Annotated in this window: 17 protein-coding genes and 1 tRNA gene; 7 read left to right on the forward strand and 11 right to left on the reverse strand. The window is 61.0% G+C overall.

Annotated features, from left to right (window positions below):
* The first annotated feature begins 14 nt into the window (after window positions 1-14).
* The gene (locus HGP31_RS17355) at window positions 15-752 is read left to right on the forward strand and encodes a TorF family putative porin (protein ID WP_168758285.1); all 738 of its coding nucleotides are present in this window, start codon (window positions 15-17) and stop codon (window positions 750-752) included.
* A gap of 110 nt (window positions 753-862) precedes the next feature.
* Here HGP31_RS17355 and HGP31_RS17360 read toward each other — a convergent pair whose 3' ends face one another.
* From HGP31_RS17360 to HGP31_RS17400, 9 genes are all read right to left on the reverse strand, one after another.
* On the reverse strand, window positions 863-1,147 hold the full coding sequence (locus tag HGP31_RS17360; RefSeq protein WP_020800861.1) for a DUF971 domain-containing protein: 285 nt from the start codon (window positions 1,145-1,147) through the stop codon (window positions 863-865).
* On the reverse strand, window positions 1,144-2,106 hold the full coding sequence (locus HGP31_RS17365) for a HEAT repeat domain-containing protein (protein WP_033041999.1): 963 nt from the start codon (window positions 2,104-2,106) through the stop codon (window positions 1,144-1,146). Before HGP31_RS17365 ends, HGP31_RS17360 begins: the two co-directional genes overlap by 4 nt.
* A complete protein-coding gene (locus tag HGP31_RS17370; protein ID WP_020800863.1) occupies window positions 2,103-2,951 on the reverse strand; it encodes an ABC transporter ATP-binding protein in 849 nt (282 codons plus the stop codon). Before HGP31_RS17370 ends, HGP31_RS17365 begins: the two co-directional genes overlap by 4 nt.
* Window positions 2,951-3,724 (reverse strand): ABC transporter permease, encoded by a 774-nt coding sequence (locus HGP31_RS17375; protein WP_020800864.1) that lies wholly within the window; start codon window positions 3,722-3,724, stop codon window positions 2,951-2,953. The genes HGP31_RS17370 and HGP31_RS17375 overlap by 1 nt, the downstream gene beginning before the upstream one ends.
* Before the next feature lie 129 nt (window positions 3,725-3,853).
* A complete protein-coding gene (locus HGP31_RS17380; RefSeq protein ID WP_168758286.1) occupies window positions 3,854-5,260 on the reverse strand; it encodes an ABC transporter substrate-binding protein in 1,407 nt (468 codons plus the stop codon).
* 148 nt (window positions 5,261-5,408) lie between these two features.
* Window positions 5,409-5,654 (reverse strand): 4Fe-4S dicluster domain-containing protein, encoded by a 246-nt coding sequence (locus HGP31_RS17385; RefSeq protein WP_168759190.1) that lies wholly within the window; start codon window positions 5,652-5,654, stop codon window positions 5,409-5,411.
* A gap of 26 nt (window positions 5,655-5,680) precedes the next feature.
* Window positions 5,681-7,411: a fumarate reductase/succinate dehydrogenase flavoprotein subunit gene (locus HGP31_RS17390; RefSeq protein WP_168758287.1), complete on the reverse strand. Its 1,731-nt coding sequence runs from the start codon at window positions 7,409-7,411 to the stop codon at window positions 5,681-5,683.
* On the reverse strand, window positions 7,408-8,160 hold the full coding sequence (locus HGP31_RS17395; RefSeq protein WP_033042528.1) for a GntR family transcriptional regulator: 753 nt from the start codon (window positions 8,158-8,160) through the stop codon (window positions 7,408-7,410). The genes HGP31_RS17390 and HGP31_RS17395 overlap by 4 nt, the downstream gene beginning before the upstream one ends.
* A gap of 178 nt (window positions 8,161-8,338) precedes the next feature.
* The gene (locus HGP31_RS17400) at window positions 8,339-9,226 is read right to left on the reverse strand and encodes a Dyp-type peroxidase (RefSeq protein ID WP_033042825.1); all 888 of its coding nucleotides are present in this window, start codon (window positions 9,224-9,226) and stop codon (window positions 8,339-8,341) included.
* Between the two features lie 260 nt (window positions 9,227-9,486).
* Here HGP31_RS17400 and HGP31_RS17405 point away from each other — a divergent pair, with 260 nt between their 5' ends.
* Both HGP31_RS17405 and HGP31_RS17410 read left to right on the forward strand, forming a co-directional pair.
* Window positions 9,487-11,112 carry an NADP-dependent glyceraldehyde-3-phosphate dehydrogenase gene (locus HGP31_RS17405; RefSeq protein ID WP_020799171.1) on the forward strand — a complete coding sequence of 542 codons (1,626 nt, stop codon included), beginning with the start codon at window positions 9,487-9,489 and terminating at the stop codon, window positions 11,110-11,112.
* A gap of 104 nt (window positions 11,113-11,216) precedes the next feature.
* Window positions 11,217-12,179: an FUSC family protein gene (locus HGP31_RS17410; protein ID WP_052024714.1), complete on the forward strand. Its 963-nt coding sequence runs from the start codon at window positions 11,217-11,219 to the stop codon at window positions 12,177-12,179.
* Window positions 12,180-12,185: 6 nt separating this feature from the next.
* Here HGP31_RS17410 and HGP31_RS17415 read toward each other — a convergent pair whose 3' ends face one another.
* On the reverse strand, window positions 12,186-13,079 hold the full coding sequence (locus tag HGP31_RS17415; protein ID WP_033045090.1) for a DMT family transporter: 894 nt from the start codon (window positions 13,077-13,079) through the stop codon (window positions 12,186-12,188).
* A gap of 136 nt (window positions 13,080-13,215) precedes the next feature.
* Here HGP31_RS17415 and HGP31_RS17420 point away from each other — a divergent pair, with 136 nt between their 5' ends.
* Window positions 13,216-13,653, forward strand: coding sequence for an Lrp/AsnC family transcriptional regulator (locus HGP31_RS17420; RefSeq protein WP_007987480.1), 438 nt, complete (start codon window positions 13,216-13,218; stop codon window positions 13,651-13,653).
* A gap of 68 nt (window positions 13,654-13,721) precedes the next feature.
* Here the strand turns inward: HGP31_RS17420 and HGP31_RS17425 are convergent, their stop codons facing one another.
* A complete protein-coding gene (locus tag HGP31_RS17425) occupies window positions 13,722-14,393 on the reverse strand; it encodes a Bax inhibitor-1/YccA family protein (RefSeq protein ID WP_008060078.1) in 672 nt (223 codons plus the stop codon).
* Window positions 14,394-14,516: 123 nt separating this feature from the next.
* Here HGP31_RS17425 and HGP31_RS17430 point away from each other — a divergent pair.
* From HGP31_RS17430 to HGP31_RS17440, 3 genes are all read left to right on the forward strand, one after another.
* Window positions 14,517-14,604: transfer RNA gene (locus tag HGP31_RS17430), tRNA-Ser, on the forward strand.
* Window positions 14,605-14,697: 93 nt separating this feature from the next.
* Window positions 14,698-15,363 (forward strand): GIN domain-containing protein, encoded by a 666-nt coding sequence (locus HGP31_RS17435; RefSeq protein ID WP_168758288.1) that lies wholly within the window; start codon window positions 14,698-14,700, stop codon window positions 15,361-15,363.
* Between the two features lie 271 nt (window positions 15,364-15,634).
* Entirely contained in the window at window positions 15,635-17,494 is a 1,860-nt protein-coding gene (locus HGP31_RS17440) for an ABC transporter ATP-binding protein (RefSeq protein WP_020800059.1), read from the forward strand.
* Window positions 17,495-17,581: the final 87 nt, after the last annotated feature.

Below are 17,581 nucleotides of genomic sequence, written 5' to 3' on the forward strand. Positions count from 1 at the left end.
TAGCGGGACGTACCATGAAAGCTTTCACACTGTTCGCCCTCGGCTCCTTGAGCCTGCTGCCTTTGAGCAGCCAAGCCATCCCCTTGAACGATGATTTCGCCTTGCTGCTGGACGTGACACTGGCCAGCGATTATCGAACCCGCGGCATCTCGCAGACTCAGAACGACCCGACACTGCAAGCCGGCGCAACCCTGGCCCACAGCAGCGGCCTGTACCTGGGCGCATGGACCTCCAACGTCGACTTTGGCGGCGGCCTGAAAACCCGGCAGGAGGTCGACTACTATGCCGGTTGGTTGTGGCAGGCCACCGATGACGTCAGCCTCGACCTGGGCTACCTCAAATATTCTTACCCGAAAGAGAGCCAGTTCAACCAGAGCGAGGCCTACGGCATTCTCAGCGTCTACGGGGTAAAACTCGGCGCCTACTACTCCGCCGATGCGCCGGGTATCGATAGCGAGCAGAACTCGCTCTACAGCTATATCGGTTACGAAACCGAGCTGCCCTACGGCGTTGGCCTCAAACTGCGCTACGGCGACATGGACTTCAAGGACCCGCACCTGTACTCACGCTCGGGTGAAGCTGAAGACTCGTACCGTGAGTGGGAGCTCAAGCTGACCCATGAACTGGCGGGTGTGATGCTGGGCCTGAGCTACATCGACACCGACCTGTCGAAGAACCAATGCCTGAGCAATTGGGGCTTCGACGATGTGTGCAGCGCGACGGTAGTGGCGAGCGTCAGCAAGTCCTTCTGACTGCGCTGGCTCCCCTGTAGGAGCGAGCATGCTCGCGATGGACTCAAGAACGCCGCGTTTAACCAGAAACCACGCGTTAACGTTAACGACCATCGCGAGCATGCTCGCTCCTACAGGTTTGGAGTTAATCCTTCGAGATAGGCCCATGGATATATTCCGCGTTCATGACCATCACTGAACACCAGTTGCAACCCATACCCCTGGGAATTCACCTCGATCAGCCGAACGCGGGCATCGACCAGCGGCGCCATCCCGCGCAATCGAAACGCCCGGCATTGCGAACACGGGCACTGGCGGCGCAGTTCGGCATGGTCCAGCCACTGCTCGCGGCCATCCGGCCAGTTCAGTCGCAGCTGCTGCCTGCTCCGGGAATTGCCGATGGCCACCGGGTTCATTGCAGCTGACTCAGGGCAATGCGCACCGCCTTGCGCACTTCCGGATCACCATCGTCTTGCGCGGCCTGCAGCGGTGCGATCGCGCCTTTTTCATTCAACTCGCCGAGGGCCAGGGCGGCTTCCTTGCGCAGGTTGCTGATGCGGTGGCCGAGGGTTTCGATCAGCGCGTCCAGTGCCTGGGCGTAACGCAAGCGGCCGAGACTGCGGGTGGCGCGCAGGCGGACTTGCCAGTAATCGTCGCTCAGGGCTTGGACCAATGCCGGGCCGGCGTCGATGTGGCCGACCTTGCCCAGGGTGGTGGCGGCTTCCTCGCGCACTTGCCAGGCCTGGTCCTGCAAGGCTTGGCGCAGGGCCGGCAGCACCTGCTCGTCAGACGCCAGGCCGAGTGCACCGGTGGCGGCGCGGCGCACTTCGGTGTCCGGGTCTGCACTTGCCAGTCGAGCCAGGGCCGGCAAGGCGTCGAGCTGTTTGAGCCAACCCAGCACGCCGACAGCTTCACGGCGGACATTGGCCTCCTGATCGCTCAACGCAACCAGTGCCGCCGGGGCCGCTTGCGGGTAGCGCAATTCACGCAAGGCCCTGAACGCAGCGATGCGCACGCCGATGTCGGCATGCCCGGTCCACGGCAGGATCACCTCACCCGCCGCTTCGCTCTTGAGCAGGCTGAGGCTTTGCGCCGCGGCGGCTTGCACCGCTGCGGATGGATCGGTCAGGGCCTGGCACAGCGCTTCGACCACAGGCTCGTCCTCCCAGGCTTCGAGTAACCGCGCGGCTTCGGCACGGACGTCTTCCGCCGGGTCTTCAGCCAGCCGGTTGACCAGCCACAGCAGCCCGTCCGCTTCTTCCAGGTCGGCCAGTTCGATCAGGGCGATGCGGCGCACGCCGGCATCGTCGTCAGTCAGGCGTGGTTGCAGGGCGAGAATGTCATCGTTATCGGTTACATCGAATAGTGAGGTCATAGGGCAAATCGCGGCAGTTTGTTTTCTGGGGGAAGTCCGAGAGGGTTCAGGCGGGGCAGCTGCCGACCGTCTTCGTGACGCAGGAGTTCGAGGCAGTGACGTTTCAAGCGGGAAAATTCGTGGCTGGTCACCAGTGCGGTGGTGCGTGGCCGGGGGAAATCCAGGCGCAGGTCTTCGATGATCCGACCGGGACGCGTACTCATCACCAGCAGGCGATCGGCGAGGAACAGCGCCTCGTCGATGTCATGGGTGACGAACACCACGGTGGTGCGAATGCGCGTCCAGATGTCCAGCAGCAGTTCCTGCATGTTCAAGCGGGTCAGGGCATCGAGAGCGCCAAAGGGCTCGTCCATGAGTAATAGCCGTGGCCGATTGACCAACACCCGGGCGATTTCCACCCGTTGCTGCATGCCACCGGACAACTGATCCGGCCAGCGCTCGGCGAAGCCTTCAAGGCCGACCAGGGCGAGGATTTCATCGGCGGCCTTGTCGCGTTCGGCTTTACCGATGCCGCGCATTTTCAGGCCGAACGCAACGTTGTCGCGCACCGTGCGCCAAGGGAACAGTGTGTGCTGCTGAAACACCATGCCGCGTTGCGGCGACGGGCCGGACACCGCCGCGCCATCAACCTTGAGGCTGCCAGCGCGTGGTTGCAGGTGCCCGGCCAGGGCGCCGAGCAAGGTCGACTTGCCGCAACCGGACGGCCCGAGGATGCACACGAACTGCCCTGGTTCGATCAGGCAATCGAGGCCCTGCACGGCTTCGAAGGCCGCGCTGCCCTCGCCCAGGCTGATCGACAAACCGCGAATATCGATCCGCCCTTCGGGCTGTTGAAAAACACTCATCAGGCTTTTCCTCGTGGTCGATGCCAGGGTGTGAATACACCGCCCAGGCGTTTGATCAGCAGGCTGCTGCCCATCCCGAGTACGCCGATCAGCAACATGCCGACCACAATGTCGGGGTAGTTCTGGATGGTGTAGGACTCCCAGGTGTAATAGCCGATGCCGTATTGGCCGGAGATCATCTCGGCGGTCACCAGGCAAAACCACGACGTGCCCATGCCGATGGAAAGGCCGGTGATGACGCTCGGTGCGGCCCCCGGCAGAATCACTTCCAGCAGCATCGCCCGTCGCCCTGCCCCGAGGCTTTTCGCCGAAGCGATCAGCCGTGGATCGACGCCTTCGACGCCGTGCACGGTGTTGAGCAGGATCGGGAACAAGGCGCCGGTAAAGGTGATGAAGACCATCGACAGCTCGGACGAGGGGAACATCAGGATCGCCAGGGGAATCCAGGCCACGGCGGGAATTGGGCGCAGCACTTCCAGCGGTGGCAGCAGCAAGTCTTCGGCCCATTTCGAGCGGCCGATGGCCAGGCCCAGCGCGACGCCGATCACCAATGCCGCGAGGTAACCGGCGAAGACCCGGCTGAGGCTGCTGCCAAGGTGTCGGGCGAGTTTGCCGGAGTCACCGAGGCCCAGTGCCGCTTCAATCACGGCAAGGGGTGTCGGGACGTTGGCGAAAGTCACCAGGCCGAGGTTCCAGTGGTGGCTGGCGGCGAGGTGCCAGAATAAAAGGCAGAGCAGCAGCGAGGCGGCTCGGGGGAGCCATCGTGCAAACATATAACACCTCCGATCGTTCCCACGCTCCGCGTGGGAATGCATCCAGTGACGCTCTGCGTCACATTCAAAAGCGGAACGCGGAGCGTCCCTGGCGGCATTCCCACGCAGAGCGTGGGAACGATCACTGACTCAGCGACTGGCCACGGCCTGGGTCGTGGCATCGGTGAAATCGAACACCTTGCCGCCCTGGGCCGTGGCGAATTGCTGGGCCTGGCCCTTGAGCAGAAACGCGCTGAGGCGACCTTGCGCATCACTGGCAAACCACGCCTGGTCGGCCAGCAACTTGATCCCGCTGTCACTGGCCTGGGCATACACCGCGCGGATGTTCTTGCCTTCCTGCTTCAGCGCGGCCAGCGCGGTGAATGCCGCTTGCGCCGAGGCGTACTGACGGACTTTCGGCTCGCCGCGCACCCAGATCTCGGCCACGTGGCTGAAGTCGGTGATGGCCTGGCCACTGCCTGCATCGACGGCCTTGAGCGGCGTCTGCTGGTAATTCGCCAACTGCGCGCTGTAGTCCAGATTGGACGCCTTGAACGCGGCGCGAATGTATTGGTCGTCGATGAAGGTATTCAGGTCGAGGCCGCGATCAGCCTTCTTCAACAGCTTGAGGGTGTCGATGGCGGTGCCGACGGCCTGGCGGTATTCCGGTTTCCAGGTCAGGTCGCGGGTCTGCACGCCGAGCGGGCCGTGGAACAGGTAGTTGACCTCGGCATCGACCCCGGTGACATTGGCGATCAACTCGCTGTACTTCTCAGGCTCGGCGGCCAGCAGTTGGTTGGCTTCGATGCTCGCGCGCAGGTAGGCGACGACGATTTCAGGGTATTTTTTCGCATAGGCCTGGTCCACCAGCGCACCGTGGAAGGTCGGCGCGCCAGCCTGGGAACCGTCGTAGATCTTGCGTGCGAACCCCCGGCTCGGGAACAGTTCGGCGAACGGCACAAAGTCGGCATGGGCGTCGATCTTGCCGGCCTGCAACGCGGAACCGGCGACTTCCGGTGGCTGGGCAATGATGTTCACGTCCTTGAGCGGGTCCCAACCCTGGGCCGCTACAGCGCGCAGCAACATGCCATGGGCAGTGGACGCGAACGGAACGGAAATGGTCTTGCCCTTGAGCTCGGCCAGTGACTGCACGCCCGACGCGCTCGGCACCACGATGCCGTTGCCACTGCCCTGGGTGCTGCCCGACAGCACGCTGATGAACAGGCTGTGCTTGCCGGCAGTTTCAAACGCCACGCCGTTGAACGACCCGGGGAAATCGGCCATGGCGCCGAAGTCGAGCTTGCCGGCGACCATCTCATTGGTCAGCGGCGCGCCGCTGGTGAAGTTCTTCCACTGCACCTCGTACTTGGCGTCCTTGTACTGGCCATCGTGGGGCAGGTATTTGTCCAGCAGGCCCAGCTCGCGGATCAACAGGCCGCCAGCGGCGCAATTGATGGTGGTGTCCTGGGTGCCGATGGCGATGCGGATGGTTTCGGCTTGCGCCGACAGGGTGAATGATGCCAGTACCAGACCGGCCAAAGCTGCACGCAATATCATGGGTGTTTCCCCTCGAATCATTTATAGGATGTTCGTCTCCGCCACGATCAGGGCGTGGTGGGAAACGAGGGGTGTCTTGAAGCAAGCGTCCGGTGGTTTCCGGGTAGCATTTTATTGTCTGCACTCGCTCCCACATTTGGGCTGTGCTTCAACGCAACAAATAAGGGATATCCACTTTCACGGCGCCAGTCGGGCAGTCCTTTTCGCACGGCATGCAGTACCAGCATTCATCGAAGGCCATGTAGGCCTTTTGCGTGGCCGGGTTGATCGCCAGCAAGTCCATCGGGCAGACGTCGACGCACACCGTGCAGCCCTTGTGGGCGATGCAAAGGTCCTCGTCGACGGTGACCGGAGCCTTGGAGCGAAAGAATATTTCCTGGGGTTGGTAGGCCATTTCACGGTTTCTCTCTAGTGTCATGCTCAAGCCGTGTCGGCACCGACCCGCAACCGGTCGTAGGCCTGCATTTCATCGGCGTCCAGTGGGATGATGTAAGGTTCGATGGCTTTCTTGAAACTGGTCATCACGCCGTTTTCGCCCTTCTTCAAGTGGCAATGGCAGAACCAGTCGCTGTCGTTGCGTTGCGGGTGGTCGACCCTATAGTGGTAAAGCCCCCAGCGACTTTCGGCGCGGAACAATGAAGCACGGGCGGCCATTTCGGCGCAGTCGCGGATCATGCTGACTTCCATGGCGCGCATCAGTTCGTGGGCGTTGTGGGCCTTGATCTGATCCAGGTCACGCTGGATGTCGCTGAAGCGTTGCAGGCCGATCTGCATCTTCCTGGTCACTTTCGGCGGCTGCAGGTAGTCGTTGACGAAGCGGCGCAGCTTGTACTCGACCTGGGCCGGTGGCAGGCCGTGTTCGCGATCAAGGGGTGCGTAGACTCGCTGCTTTTCAATTGCGACCTGCTCGGCATCGAGCGCGGTAAACTCGCGTCCGGCGACAAAGTCCGCCGCGTTGGTGCCGGCAAACCAGCCATAGGTGAACGCACCGAGCATGTAGTTGTGCGGCACCGCGGCCATGTCACCGGCCGAATACAGGCCCTTGACCGAGGTCTCGGCCTTCTCGTTGACCCACACGCCCGACGCCGAATGTCCGCTGCAAAAACCGATCTCGGAGATGTGCATCTCGACCATTTGCGTGCGGTAATCGGTACCGCGATTGGCGTGGAACTGACCGCGACTCGGGCGCTCGTTGCTGTGCAGGATCTCTTCGATGTTCTGGATGGTTTCTTCGGCCAGGTGATCGAGCTTGAGGAACACCGGGCCGTTGCCACTTTCGAGCTCCTGATGGAACTCCCACATCATCTGGCCGCTCCAGTAGTCGCACTCGATGAAGCGCTCGCCCTTGTTGTTGGCGGTGTAGCCACCCAAGGGACCGGTGACGTAGGCGCAGGCCGGGCCGTTGTAGTCCTTGATCAGCGGGTTGATCTGGAAGCATTCCAGGTTCGCCAGTTCGGCTCCGGCGTGGTAGGCCATGGCGTAACCGTCGCCGGCATTGGTCGGGTTTTCGTAGGTGCCCATCAGGTAACCCGAAGCCGGCAGGCCCAGGCGTCCGGCGGCACCGCAGGCGAGGATCACGGCCTTGGCCTTGATCACATGGAAGTCGGCCGTGCGGCAATCGAAGCCCATCACGCCGTTGACCGCGCCCTCTTCGTCCTTGAGCAAACGGGTGCAGACCAAGCGATTGGTAATGCTGACCCGCGCCCGCTTCAACTGGCGATACAGGACTTTCTTGATGTCGTGGCCTTCCGGCATCGGCAGCACGTAGGCGCCCATGTGGTGGACCTTTTTCACCGCGTAGTCGCCGGTCTCGTCTTTCTCGAACTTCACGCCCCAGCGGTCTAGCTGTTCGATAGTCTCGAAGCTGTGGGTCGCGTAGGCATACACCGCGGCCTGATTGACGATGCCGTCGTTGGCGATGGTGATTTCCTTGGTGTACTGCTCCGGCGTGGAGTGGCCGGGAATGATCGCGTTGTTGAGGCCGTCCATGCCCATGCTGATCGCGCCGCTGCGCTTGACGTTGGCCTTGTCGATCAACAATACCCGCAAATCGCGGTTGCGTTCCTTGGCCTTGATCGCCGCCATCGGCCCGGCCGTGCCGCCGCCGATCACCACGATGTCGTATTCCTGCTCGAGAGTCGTTCGGGTCATGCCTGCGCCCCTTTTTGCCGGTCGATCCGCAGGCGGTACTGGAAGGCATCGCCACGGTAGTAAAGGTGTTCGAAGTCCACTGGGCGGCCTTCGGCGTCGTGGGTCAGGCGCTCGATGCGCATGATCGGCGAGCCGGCCTCGACGTTCAGCGCCTGGGTCAAGTCGCTGTCGGCCAGTACTGCGTCGATGGCCAGGTCGGCGTGGCCGAGGGCCAGTCCGCAGTCGTTTTCCAGGATCAGGAAAATGTCGCGGGTTACCAGATCGGCCTTCTCCAGGCGCTCGCCAAGGGCTTTGGGCAGGTAAGTGATTTCCAGCGAAATCGGTTCGCGGTTGATCAGGCGAACCCGCTTGATCTGCGCCACGGTCTCCCCTTCGGCGACCTGCAAGCGATCGGCGACCAGCTTGTCGGCAGCGATGAACTTGAAGCTGCGCAGGCGGTTGATCACCTCATATCCGCGACCGGTCATGGACTCGGCCAGGCCTTGCAAGGTGCTGACGTTCTGGAAGGTTTTCGGCTTGGCGACGAAGGTACCCTTGCCGTGGATTTTGAAGATCAACCCTTCCTTCTGCAGATCGCCGAGAGCCTGGCGCACCGTGATGCGACTGACCTTGAACAGCGCACCGAGCTCGCTTTCGGAAGGCATCTGGCTGTCTTGCGGGTATTCACCGTCGAGGATGCGCGCACGCAACACATCGCGCAGTTGGGTGTGCAGCGGAACGCTACTAAGCGATAGAACGTTATCGGTCATGAAGATCACTTGTCATAACGAGTTATGACGTGATCATAGAGTTCTAAGGAATGGCTGAGAAATACTGTTTGGGCATAAGGTTAGATGGAGATCAAAAGATCGCAGCCTTCGGCAGCTCCTACAGGTTTATGCGTTCCACCTGTAGGAGCTGCCGAAGGCTGCGATCTTTTGCTTTTACTCAGCCGATGCGCATGGCCCGCAGATCCAAACGACCATCCTTCAGCGGCGGGCACCAGTAGTAGCCGCCGGTGATCGGCCGGCTGATGCGGTACAAGCCGTCAGTGATTCCGTCTTCCAGGCCGCTCATGCGGCGCAGCTGGACTTCGAAGGCGTCGAGGGAAAAACCGAAGGCCAGGAACATCAACCCGGCTCGCTCGCCTTCGATCCATGGCATCGAGCGGCGAACCACGAACGCCTCAGGGGCAAAGCTCTCCTGGGCGGTGCGTTTGACGTGGGCCGAGATCGGTGCGTCGTCGAGTTCTTCGTTATCGCTCAGGCGACGTCCCATGATGTCATCCGTCTCATGGGACGCCATCGCGCGAAAGCCCTTGAGGTCATGCTGCCACTGCTGGAGCGCGGCGAAGCTGCCGCCCACCATGCCTTCGGCGCCCTCACCCACCAGCGCGGCGGCCGCGGCGGCTTCGTCACGGGGGTTTTCAGTGCCGTCTTCGTAACCGGTCAGGTCATGGCCGTCACGGTGACGGAAACCCTCGGTCACTTGCACCAGGCGCAGGGCCGGGGCCAACGCTGCTTCGAAGGCGTGGCTGCGGTTAAGCAGTTCGCCACGGTCGGTACCGTGCAACCAGCACCAGAGCGCCTGTTGCGTCGACGGGTTATCGACGCCGACACCGCTCAGCGCTGGAAACGCCCGCAAGCCTTCGACATGCCCGCCGAGGGCCTTGACCAGGGACTCACCGAAGCCGACCACCGCCGATTTGCCATCCACCAGTTGCGTCAGCTTGTCCAACGCAGCCGGCAGCGCCGCGGCCGATTCCAGGGCGAAGAACATGTGACGGGCGAGAGGCGGAACAGGGGTGGCAAGAATGCCCGGCTGGTAGTGACTCATGTGAACTCCTTATGAAAGAGCGCGGAGTTTAACCTCGGCACCAGCCATTGTGTGCTCCCAGGTCAAAAGATCGCGTTTCACCCCAACGCCGATTGCGGTCTACGCTTGAAGCACAATAATCACACCTTCACCCCTCTATTCTGCCCATCAGCGCTCGATTGCAGTTAAAAAAACTCATCAACAAGGCGTATAACCCTTGAACTGGATTCTTCAACGGCTAGCCATAAGCGCACGGCTGACATTACACACGGGGTAGCGACATGACGACCGCACAGATTCTTGGCAACCTGTTTCCCGACGCCGGCAGCATCCCGGAAAAATACCGTCTCGACGGCCAGACCGAACAACGCGAGTACCTGGTCGATGGCGTGTTGAAAACCTGGCCAGGTCCACTCGCCCAGGTGCGCAGCCCGGTTTACCTGAGCGGCCCTGGCGGCGATGAACAGGTCATCCTCGGCAGCACGCCGTTGCTGGATGCCGCCACCGCCTTGACCGCCCTCGACGCCGCCGTGCGTGCCTATGACCGCGGCCAGGGTTTGTGGCCTACCATGCGCGTGGCCGAGCGCATCCAGCATGTCGAGACCTTCCTGGGGCGCATGCGTGAACAGCGCGACGCGGTGGTGAAGCTACTGATGTGGGAAATCGGCAAGAACCTCAAGGATTCGGAAAAAGAGTTCGACCGTACCTGCGACTACATCGTCGACACCATCAACGCCCTCAAGGAACTCGACCGCCGCTCCAGCCGCTTCGAACTCGAGCAGGACACTCTCGGTCAGATCCGTCGCGTACCGCTGGGCGTGGCGCTGTGCATGGGGCCCTACAACTACCCGCTGAACGAAACCTTCACCACGCTGATCCCGGCGCTGATCATGGGCAATACCGTAGTGTTCAAGCCAGCCAAGCTTGGCGTGCTGCTGATTCGCCCGTTGCTGGAGGCCTTCCGCGACAGCTTCCCGGCCGGGGTGATCAACGTGATCTACGGCAGCGGGCGTGAGACGGTCAGTGCGCTGATGGCCAGCGGTAACATCGATATCTTTGCCTTCATCGGCACCAACAAGGCCGCCAGCGACCTGAAGAAATTGCACCCGCGCCCTCACCGCTTGCGCGCGGCATTGGGACTCGACGCGAAAAACCCCGGGATCGTCCTGCCGGAAGTGGACCTGGACAATGCGGTGACTGAAGCGCTCACCGGCTCCCTGTCATTCAACGGCCAGCGCTGCACCGCCCTGAAGATCCTGTTTGTCCACGAAGACGTGGTCGAGGCCTTCATCGAGAAATTCAACGCCAGACTGGCCACGCTCAAACCCGGCATGCCGTGGGACAGTGGCGTGGCGCTGACACCTTTGCCGGAATCGGGCAAGGTCGATTACCTGCACTCGCTGGTGGCCGATGCCGTGGGCAAGGGCGCGAAAGTGGTCAACCCCAATGGCGGCGAGGCGCGCGCATCGTTCTTCTACCCCGCCGTGTTGTACCCGGTGACGCCGCAGATGCGGGTCTACCAGGAAGAACAGTTCGGCCCGGTGGTGCCGATCGTGCCCTATCGTCACCTGGACACGGTGATCGACTACGTCCTCGAATCGGACTTCGGCCAGCAACTGAGTATCTTCGGCACGAACCCGGTGGCGGTCGGTCGACTGGTCGACACCTTCGCCAACCAGGTCGGGCGCATCAACCTCAACGCCCAATGCCAGCGCGGCCCGGACACCTACCCGTTCAATGGCCGGAAAAACTCCGCCGAGGGCACGCTGTCGGTGCACGACGCCCTGCGGGTGTTTTCGATTCGCACGCTGGTGGCGACCAAATTCCAGGAGACCAACAAGGATCTCATCAGCGAGATCATCAGTGGCCGCAGTTCAAGCTTCCTGACCACTGACTACATCTTCTGAGGAGAGCCGACCTGAGCGCATCCACGGCTCTTCGCCTGCCACCACTACTGCGCCGGTTACTGCGTCCGCTATTGGACCCGTACCAGCGCTATCGCCACGCGCGGATGATCCATGCCGTGCGCGTGTCGCTCGGGTTGCTGGCGACGATCCTGCTGACCACCGGCATCCACCTGCCCCACGGCGAGTGGGCCTCAGTGACGATGCTGGTGGTGATCGGCGGCTTGCAGCACCATGGCAACATCGGCAAGAAAGCCGCCGAACGGGCCATCGGCACCCTGGTCGGGGCGGCTATCGGCCTGGTCCTGGTGGTGCAACAGTCCTGGCTCGGCATGCCGTGGCTGACCTATTTCGCCATGGCGGTGGTGTGCGGATTCTTCTCGTACCATGCCATCGGCAAAGGCGGATACACCGCGCTGCTGGCCGGCATCACCGTATTCATCGTCGCCGGGCATGGTGACAATCCGGTCACTGACGGGTTGTGGCGTGGGGTGGATATCCTGATCGGCATTGCCCTGGCCCTGGCATTTTCCTTCGCCCTGCCGCTCTATGCGGTCTATTCCTGGCGGTACAACCTGGCAGATGCGCTGCGTGATTGCGCGGCGGTCTACAGTCGTATCATCACCGGCCAATCGGTGACTGGCGACGAACACCTCAGGCTGATGGGGCGACTGAACACCGTGATGGTGCAACTGCGCTCCCTGATGCCATCGGTGTCCAAGGAAGTGAAGATTTCCATGACCGAACTCGATGCCATTCAACGTCAACTGCGCCTGTGTGTCAGCACCCTTGAGATACTGGGCAATACCCGACCGGATGCCGGCGACCTGCAGTCGGCCTTGAAGGCAGAGCATCGACTGATTCGCGTGCAACTGATTGCCATGGCCCGGGCGCTCAAGTCCGGCGTCCCCCACCGGCTGGAGCGCCCCGTGGCGCTACCGATGGTCAGGCTCGATGTGCCGGTCTACAACGCCCTGGACGGTTACCGCTTGTTGACTGAGCAACTGCTTGCCAACATTGGCGAGATGCGCCAGCGACTGGCCAGGACGGCGCCGCGCTGGAACATCTGAAACGCCTTACGAGGTAACGGTGCGCCGCAATTTCAAGCTCCAGCCCTGCTGCATGCCGGCCGCGGCCAGCAGGATTGCGGCCACCCCGATCCATTGCAGCGGTTCCAGGCGATGGCCGAAGGCAAACCAGTCGACGAAAATCGCCGCGATCGGGTAGATGAACGACAGCGCGCCGGTCAATGCCGTCGGCAATTTCTGGATCGCGCCGTACAACAGCACGTACATCACGCCAGTGTGCACGATGCCCAAGGTGACGAGGCTGCCCCAGGCACTCGGTTCCTGCGGCAGGGCCGAAAAGTGCGCGAATGGCGCAAGCAGCAATACGCCGGTGCTGACCTGGACCAACGCAATCAGATGCGGTGGCGTACCGGTCAGGCGCTTGATGATCAACGCGGCAATCGCATAGAGGAACGCGGCGCCCAAGGCCAGGACGATCCCTATCAGGTACTCGTTACCGCTCTCGCCCTCCCCGCCATGTGCGCTGACAATCGCCAGCATGCCGAGAAACGAAACGCCCAGCCATGCCAGTTTCTGCAGGGTGATTTTCTCGTTGAGGAACACCGCCGCCAGCCCCACCAGCATGAACGGCTGGACGTTGTAGACCGCCGTACCGATGGCTATCGAAGCCCGGGAATAAGAGGCGAACAACAACACCCAGTTGCCGACGATCGCCACACCGCTGAGCACCGCCAACAGGAAGGTGGTACGGGTGAGGATGCCAGGGCGAAGAAAGCCGAACGCCGCGCAAATCAGCAGCAGCGCACCGGCCCCGAACAGGCAGCGCCAGAACACCACGTCCAGCACCGGTTGCCCGGACACCAGCACGAACCAGCCGATGGTCCCGGAGATCAGCATGGCGGCGGTCATTTCGAACGAGCCGCGACGTATTGAGTTGTCCATCATCAGACTCCTGTGGTTGATGGGCAAAGTATGCCAATCGACCGGGGGCTGCTCCAGCGCAAAAAGCAGGCTAAACTTCGAATCTGCCTTTTATGCGAAGGCGATTTCGCAAAATTGCCTAATTGAGGTTTTCGCCATGACCGATGACATCGACCAGGTGCTGATCACCGCCTTGATGGAAGACTCGCGACGTTCGCTCAAGGCCCTGGCGCAAATCAGCGGCCTGTCCTCGCCCAGCGTCGCCGAGCGCCTGCGGCGTCTCGAAGAGCGCGGTGTGCTCAAGGGTTATACCGTGGAAATCGACCCGAAATGCTTCGGTTATCAGCTGCAGGCCATCGTGCGCATTCGCCCGCTGCCCGGCCAGTTGCAGGAAGTGGAACGGCAGATCATGGCGATTCCCGAGTTCACCGAATGCGACAAGGTCACCGGTGACGACTGCTTCATCGCCCGCCTGCATGTACGCTCGATGGAACAACTGGACACCCTGCTCGACCGCCTCAACACTCACGCCGAAACCAACACCGCCATCGTCAAGAAAACCCCGGTCAAGCGACGCCTGCCGCCAATGGCCTAGCCGCCGGTACATTTGCCAAGAACAAAAAAAAACCCGCCGAAGCGGGTTTTTTCAATCATGGCTGGCGATCAATCATCGCGGCTCATGATGCCAAACAGCTGCAACAAGCTGATGAACAGGTTGTAGATCGATACATACAGGCTGATGGTGGCCATGATGTAGTTACGCTCGCCGCCGTGGATGATGGCGCTGGTCTGGAACAGGATGCAGACCGAGGAAAACAGCACGAAGCCCGCGCTGATCGCCAGTTGCAGGCCGCTGATCTGGAAGAAGAAGCTCGCAACCACCGCACCCAGCAACACGAAGAAACCCGCCGTGATGAAGCCACTGAGGAAACTCATGTCCTTGCGCGAGATCAGCACATAAGCCGACAGGCCACCGAATACCAGTGCGGTCATGGCAAAGGCCGAGCTAACCACTTCGGCGCCGCCCTGCATGCCCAGGTAACGGTTGAGGATCGGGCCGAGCAGGAAACCCATGAAACCGGTCAGGGCAAAGGCCGACACCAGGCCCCAGGCGGAATCACGAAGCTTATTGGTGAGGAAGAAAAGGCCGTAGAAGCCGATCAGCACCACGAAAATGTTCGGGTAGCCGACACGCATCTGCTGGGCAACGTACGCCATCACACCACTGAAGGCGAGCGTCAGAGCCAGCAAGCCGTATGTGTTGCGCAGGACGCGGCTAACCTCTAGCTGCTCAGCCTGCACGCTGTTGTTCACTGCGTAATCCTGTTCGCGCATGGCGACACTCCTGTTGGTTTGAAACGTTCAGTCGCAAAGATCATAACAGACGCCCTGTAACAAGCTATGCAGAGAGTTTGACAGTGTGTTTCATTCAGGTATTATGGCGCCCGCAACACAAACGGAGGTGTGGCCGAGTGGTTTAAGGCAACGGTCTTGAAAACCGTCGACTGTAACAGGTCCATGAGTTCGAATCCCATCGCCTCCGCCATCTTATGTATGACAAAGCCCTGATTATTCAGGGCTTTGTCGTTTCCGGGATTTGGATTTCCCTTTCGGTACTTCTGTAAAACAAGGAGGTTGCATGAACAACATGGACACGATGAAGCTGATGCTTATGCTGCTGGCCAGCACGACCAGCTGCGCTGCACTGGCCGCCGAAAAAACCTTTGCGCTGACCGCATTCAGCAGTGTTGAGGTCCGGCAGGGAGTGAACCTGTCGATCAAATGCGCTGCAACGTCATCAATGGTGGTCTCAGGCTCTGCCGATACGCTGAACAAGCTTCAGGTGACGACAGACAACAAGGCGTTATTTCTGGTGAATGACGCAGTGGAAAATGTTCGCGTCGTCTCCCCTACCCTGGATATCACGCTATATACCAGCGCGCCACTGACGGGGTTGACGGGAAAAGCAGGGGTAAAAATCGTGGCACCTGCCTGTGCCGTCGATCCGTCCAGGCTGACGGTGGCAGGCAGCATGGGCACTGACATCCAGATCGAGGGCAAGACGGGTGAACTGGTCCTTGACCTGGCGATGGGCAGCACCTTCAACAAAAAACCGTTGCCCTTCATTGCGGATGTGGCCAATGTGCGCATGAGCATGGGGGCGGCATCGTCCCTGTGCCATATCCCCCGGATCAACGGCAACCTGTCTGCCGGCGCACGTATGTCTGTCAGTCCATCGGCTCAGGTCGACAACAGCGCCACAGGCGCCTACGCCAGCGAAATTTCAACCTCCGAGTGTTTGTAAACGGCAGGAATGAACAGGCCACTCTCCGCTTGATGGAAAACGGGACGAATTGTTCCGTTTGTGGCCCCCCTCCCTTTACCTCCTTTTACACTCCTTTACACCCTTCACAGCCTTACATCTGTAAAAGTTCAACCGAGCGCTTTGGACGCGGCCCCCCTGCATCCCCCGGCACCGTTAGTCTGGCGGTGGCGGATACGACGCCTGCCCGCAAACCCTCAAAGCAGCCACTCAATGGCAAAATCCGCTTACCCAGATCATTTCGGAGATCACAATGCTTCGCGTGTTTGAACGAAGGCTCGATCCATTCCCTCCCGACGAAGCACCGCCGCCGCCTGTCGGCCTGATGCGGTTCCTGTGGGCCTGCACGCGCGGCGCCCGCGGTTATATCCTTGCGTTGGCGCTGCTCAGTGCCAGTGTGTCGATCTACGAAGCCTGGTTATTTTCCTTTCTTGGGCAGGTCGTGGACCTGCTCTCGACCTGGCAGGCCGGTGGCGATGCGAACGGGCAGGAAAGTTCTGTGCTGTGGGGTATCGCGACAGTGTTGGTCACCAGCATTGGGCTGGTGGCGCTACGTACCATGGTGCAGCACCAGATATTGGCCATCAACCTGCCGTTGCGGCTGCGCTGGGACTTCCATCGACTGATGCTGCGGCAAAGCCTTTCGTTCTTTTCCGATGAGTTCTCCGGTCGGGTCACCACCAAGGTGATGCAGACTGCACTGGGCGTGCGCGAAGTCCTGTTCACCCTTATCGAAATCGCACCCGGAATTGGCGTTTATTTCATTGCGATCATCGCACTGGCCGGCGGCTTCGCCCTGAAACTCATGCTGCCTTTTATTGCCTGGGTCGCGTTGTTCGGGCTGGCCATGCTGTACTTTGTGCCGCGCCTGGGGCGAGTCGGGCAGGAACAGGCCCATGCGCGATCGTCGATGACGGGGCGTATTTCAGATGCCTATAGCAACATCACCACCGTGAAACTGTTCTCGCACTCCAATCGTGAAGCGCATTTTGCGCGCGCGGCAATGGAGGACTTCAAGCAAACCGGCTTCCGCCAGATGCGCCTGGTCAGCCAGTTCGAGATCGTCAACCAGGCGCTGGTGGTGATGTTGATCATGGCCGCTGGCGGCTATGCCCTGTGGCTCTGGCACCAGGGCGAGGTCGGCGCGGGAGCGGTGGCGGCAATTACGGCCATGGCGTTGCGTATCAATGGCATGTCGCACTGGATCATGTGGCAGATGGCTTCGCTGTTCGAAAGCATCGGCACCGTGCAGGATGGCATGGCAACCCTGACCCGAGGTCCCAAGGTGCAGGACGCGCCGAACGCTGGCGTACTGGTGCCCTCTGGCGGCGCGGTGACCTTTGACAACGTGAGCTTCAACTACAACGGTGAACGCCAGGTGCTCGACGGATTGAGCCTGACTATCCACCCAGGCGAAAAAATCGGCCTGGTGGGCCGTTCCGGCGCAGGCAAATCGACGCTGATCAATCTGCTGCTGCGCTTCTATGACGTCGACAGCGGTGAGATTCGCATCGACGGGCAAAACATCGCTCAGGTGACACAAGACAGTCTGCGGGCCGCTATCGGCATGGTCACCCAGGATACGTCCCTGCTGCACCGCTCGATTCGCGACAACATCGCCTACGGCCGCCCGGACGCGACCGACGCCCAGGTGCGCAGCGCCGCGATTAATGCCCAAGCCGACGGTTTCATCAGCCAACTGAGTGATCGGCAAGGCCATAGCGGCTATGACACCCTGGTGGGTGAGCGCGGCATCAAGCTCTCGGGCGGCCAGCGCCAACGCATTGCCATCGCCCGGGTGATGCTCAAGAACGCGCCAATTCTGTTGTTGGACGAGGCCACGAGTGCCCTGGATTCTGAAGTTGAAGTCGCCATCCAGGAAAGCCTCGATGAAATGATGCAGGGCAAGACCGTCATCGCCATCGCCCATCGGCTGTCGACGATTGCGGCCATGGATCGACTCATTGTCATGGACGAGGGACGTATCATCGAACAGGGTACCCATGCGCAATTGCTGGCAAAAAACGGCACCTACGCGCGGCTGTGGCAGCATCAAAGTGGTGGTTTCCTGGGAGAGGATCAGGGGGTGGCTGAGGCGATGGATCAGGCGTGAGAGTGAATGGCGAGAGCGAACGCCGCCGATGGTCGTAGCATCTCGCCTGCCACCGGCCTGTGGCTAAGCTTAATGAATCGGGGAGAA

This window comes from Pseudomonas umsongensis (assembly GCF_012647205.1).
GTDB classification, from domain to species: domain Bacteria; phylum Pseudomonadota; class Gammaproteobacteria; order Pseudomonadales; family Pseudomonadaceae; genus Aquipseudomonas; species Aquipseudomonas umsongensis.

Coding starts and splice junctions, on each gene's coding strand:
- HGP31_RS17420 (WP_007987480.1), top strand. CDS start 13,216: ATGACCGATGACATCGACCAGGTGCTGATCACCGCCTTGATGGAAGAC.
- HGP31_RS17380 (WP_168758286.1), bottom strand. CDS start 5,260: ATGATATTGCGTGCAGCTTTGGCCGGTCTGGTACTGGCATCATTCACC.
- HGP31_RS17365 (WP_033041999.1), bottom strand. CDS start 2,106: ATGACCTCACTATTCGATGTAACCGATAACGATGACATTCTCGCCCTG.
- HGP31_RS17415 (WP_033045090.1), bottom strand. CDS start 13,079: ATGGACAACTCAATACGTCGCGGCTCGTTCGAAATGACCGCCGCCATG.
- HGP31_RS17375 (WP_020800864.1), bottom strand. CDS start 3,724: ATGTTTGCACGATGGCTCCCCCGAGCCGCCTCGCTGCTGCTCTGCCTT.
- HGP31_RS17355 (WP_168758285.1), top strand. CDS start 15: ATGAAAGCTTTCACACTGTTCGCCCTCGGCTCCTTGAGCCTGCTGCCT.
- HGP31_RS17390 (WP_168758287.1), bottom strand. CDS start 7,411: ATGACCCGAACGACTCTCGAGCAGGAATACGACATCGTGGTGATCGGC.
- HGP31_RS17360 (WP_020800861.1), bottom strand. CDS start 1,147: ATGAACCCGGTGGCCATCGGCAATTCCCGGAGCAGGCAGCAGCTGCGA.
- HGP31_RS17395 (WP_033042528.1), bottom strand. CDS start 8,160: ATGACCGATAACGTTCTATCGCTTAGTAGCGTTCCGCTGCACACCCAA.
- HGP31_RS17435 (WP_168758288.1), top strand. CDS start 14,698: ATGAACAACATGGACACGATGAAGCTGATGCTTATGCTGCTGGCCAGC.
- HGP31_RS17370 (WP_020800863.1), bottom strand. CDS start 2,951: ATGAGTGTTTTTCAACAGCCCGAAGGGCGGATCGATATTCGCGGTTTG.
- HGP31_RS17410 (WP_052024714.1), top strand. CDS start 11,217: ATGATCCATGCCGTGCGCGTGTCGCTCGGGTTGCTGGCGACGATCCTG.
- HGP31_RS17405 (WP_020799171.1), top strand. CDS start 9,487: ATGACGACCGCACAGATTCTTGGCAACCTGTTTCCCGACGCCGGCAGC.
- HGP31_RS17385 (WP_168759190.1), bottom strand. CDS start 5,654: ATGGCCTACCAACCCCAGGAAATATTCTTTCGCTCCAAGGCTCCGGTC.
- HGP31_RS17400 (WP_033042825.1), bottom strand. CDS start 9,226: ATGAGTCACTACCAGCCGGGCATTCTTGCCACCCCTGTTCCGCCTCTC.
- HGP31_RS17425 (WP_008060078.1), bottom strand. CDS start 14,393: ATGCGCGAACAGGATTACGCAGTGAACAACAGCGTGCAGGCTGAGCAG.
- HGP31_RS17440 (WP_020800059.1), top strand. CDS start 15,635: ATGCTTCGCGTGTTTGAACGAAGGCTCGATCCATTCCCTCCCGACGAA.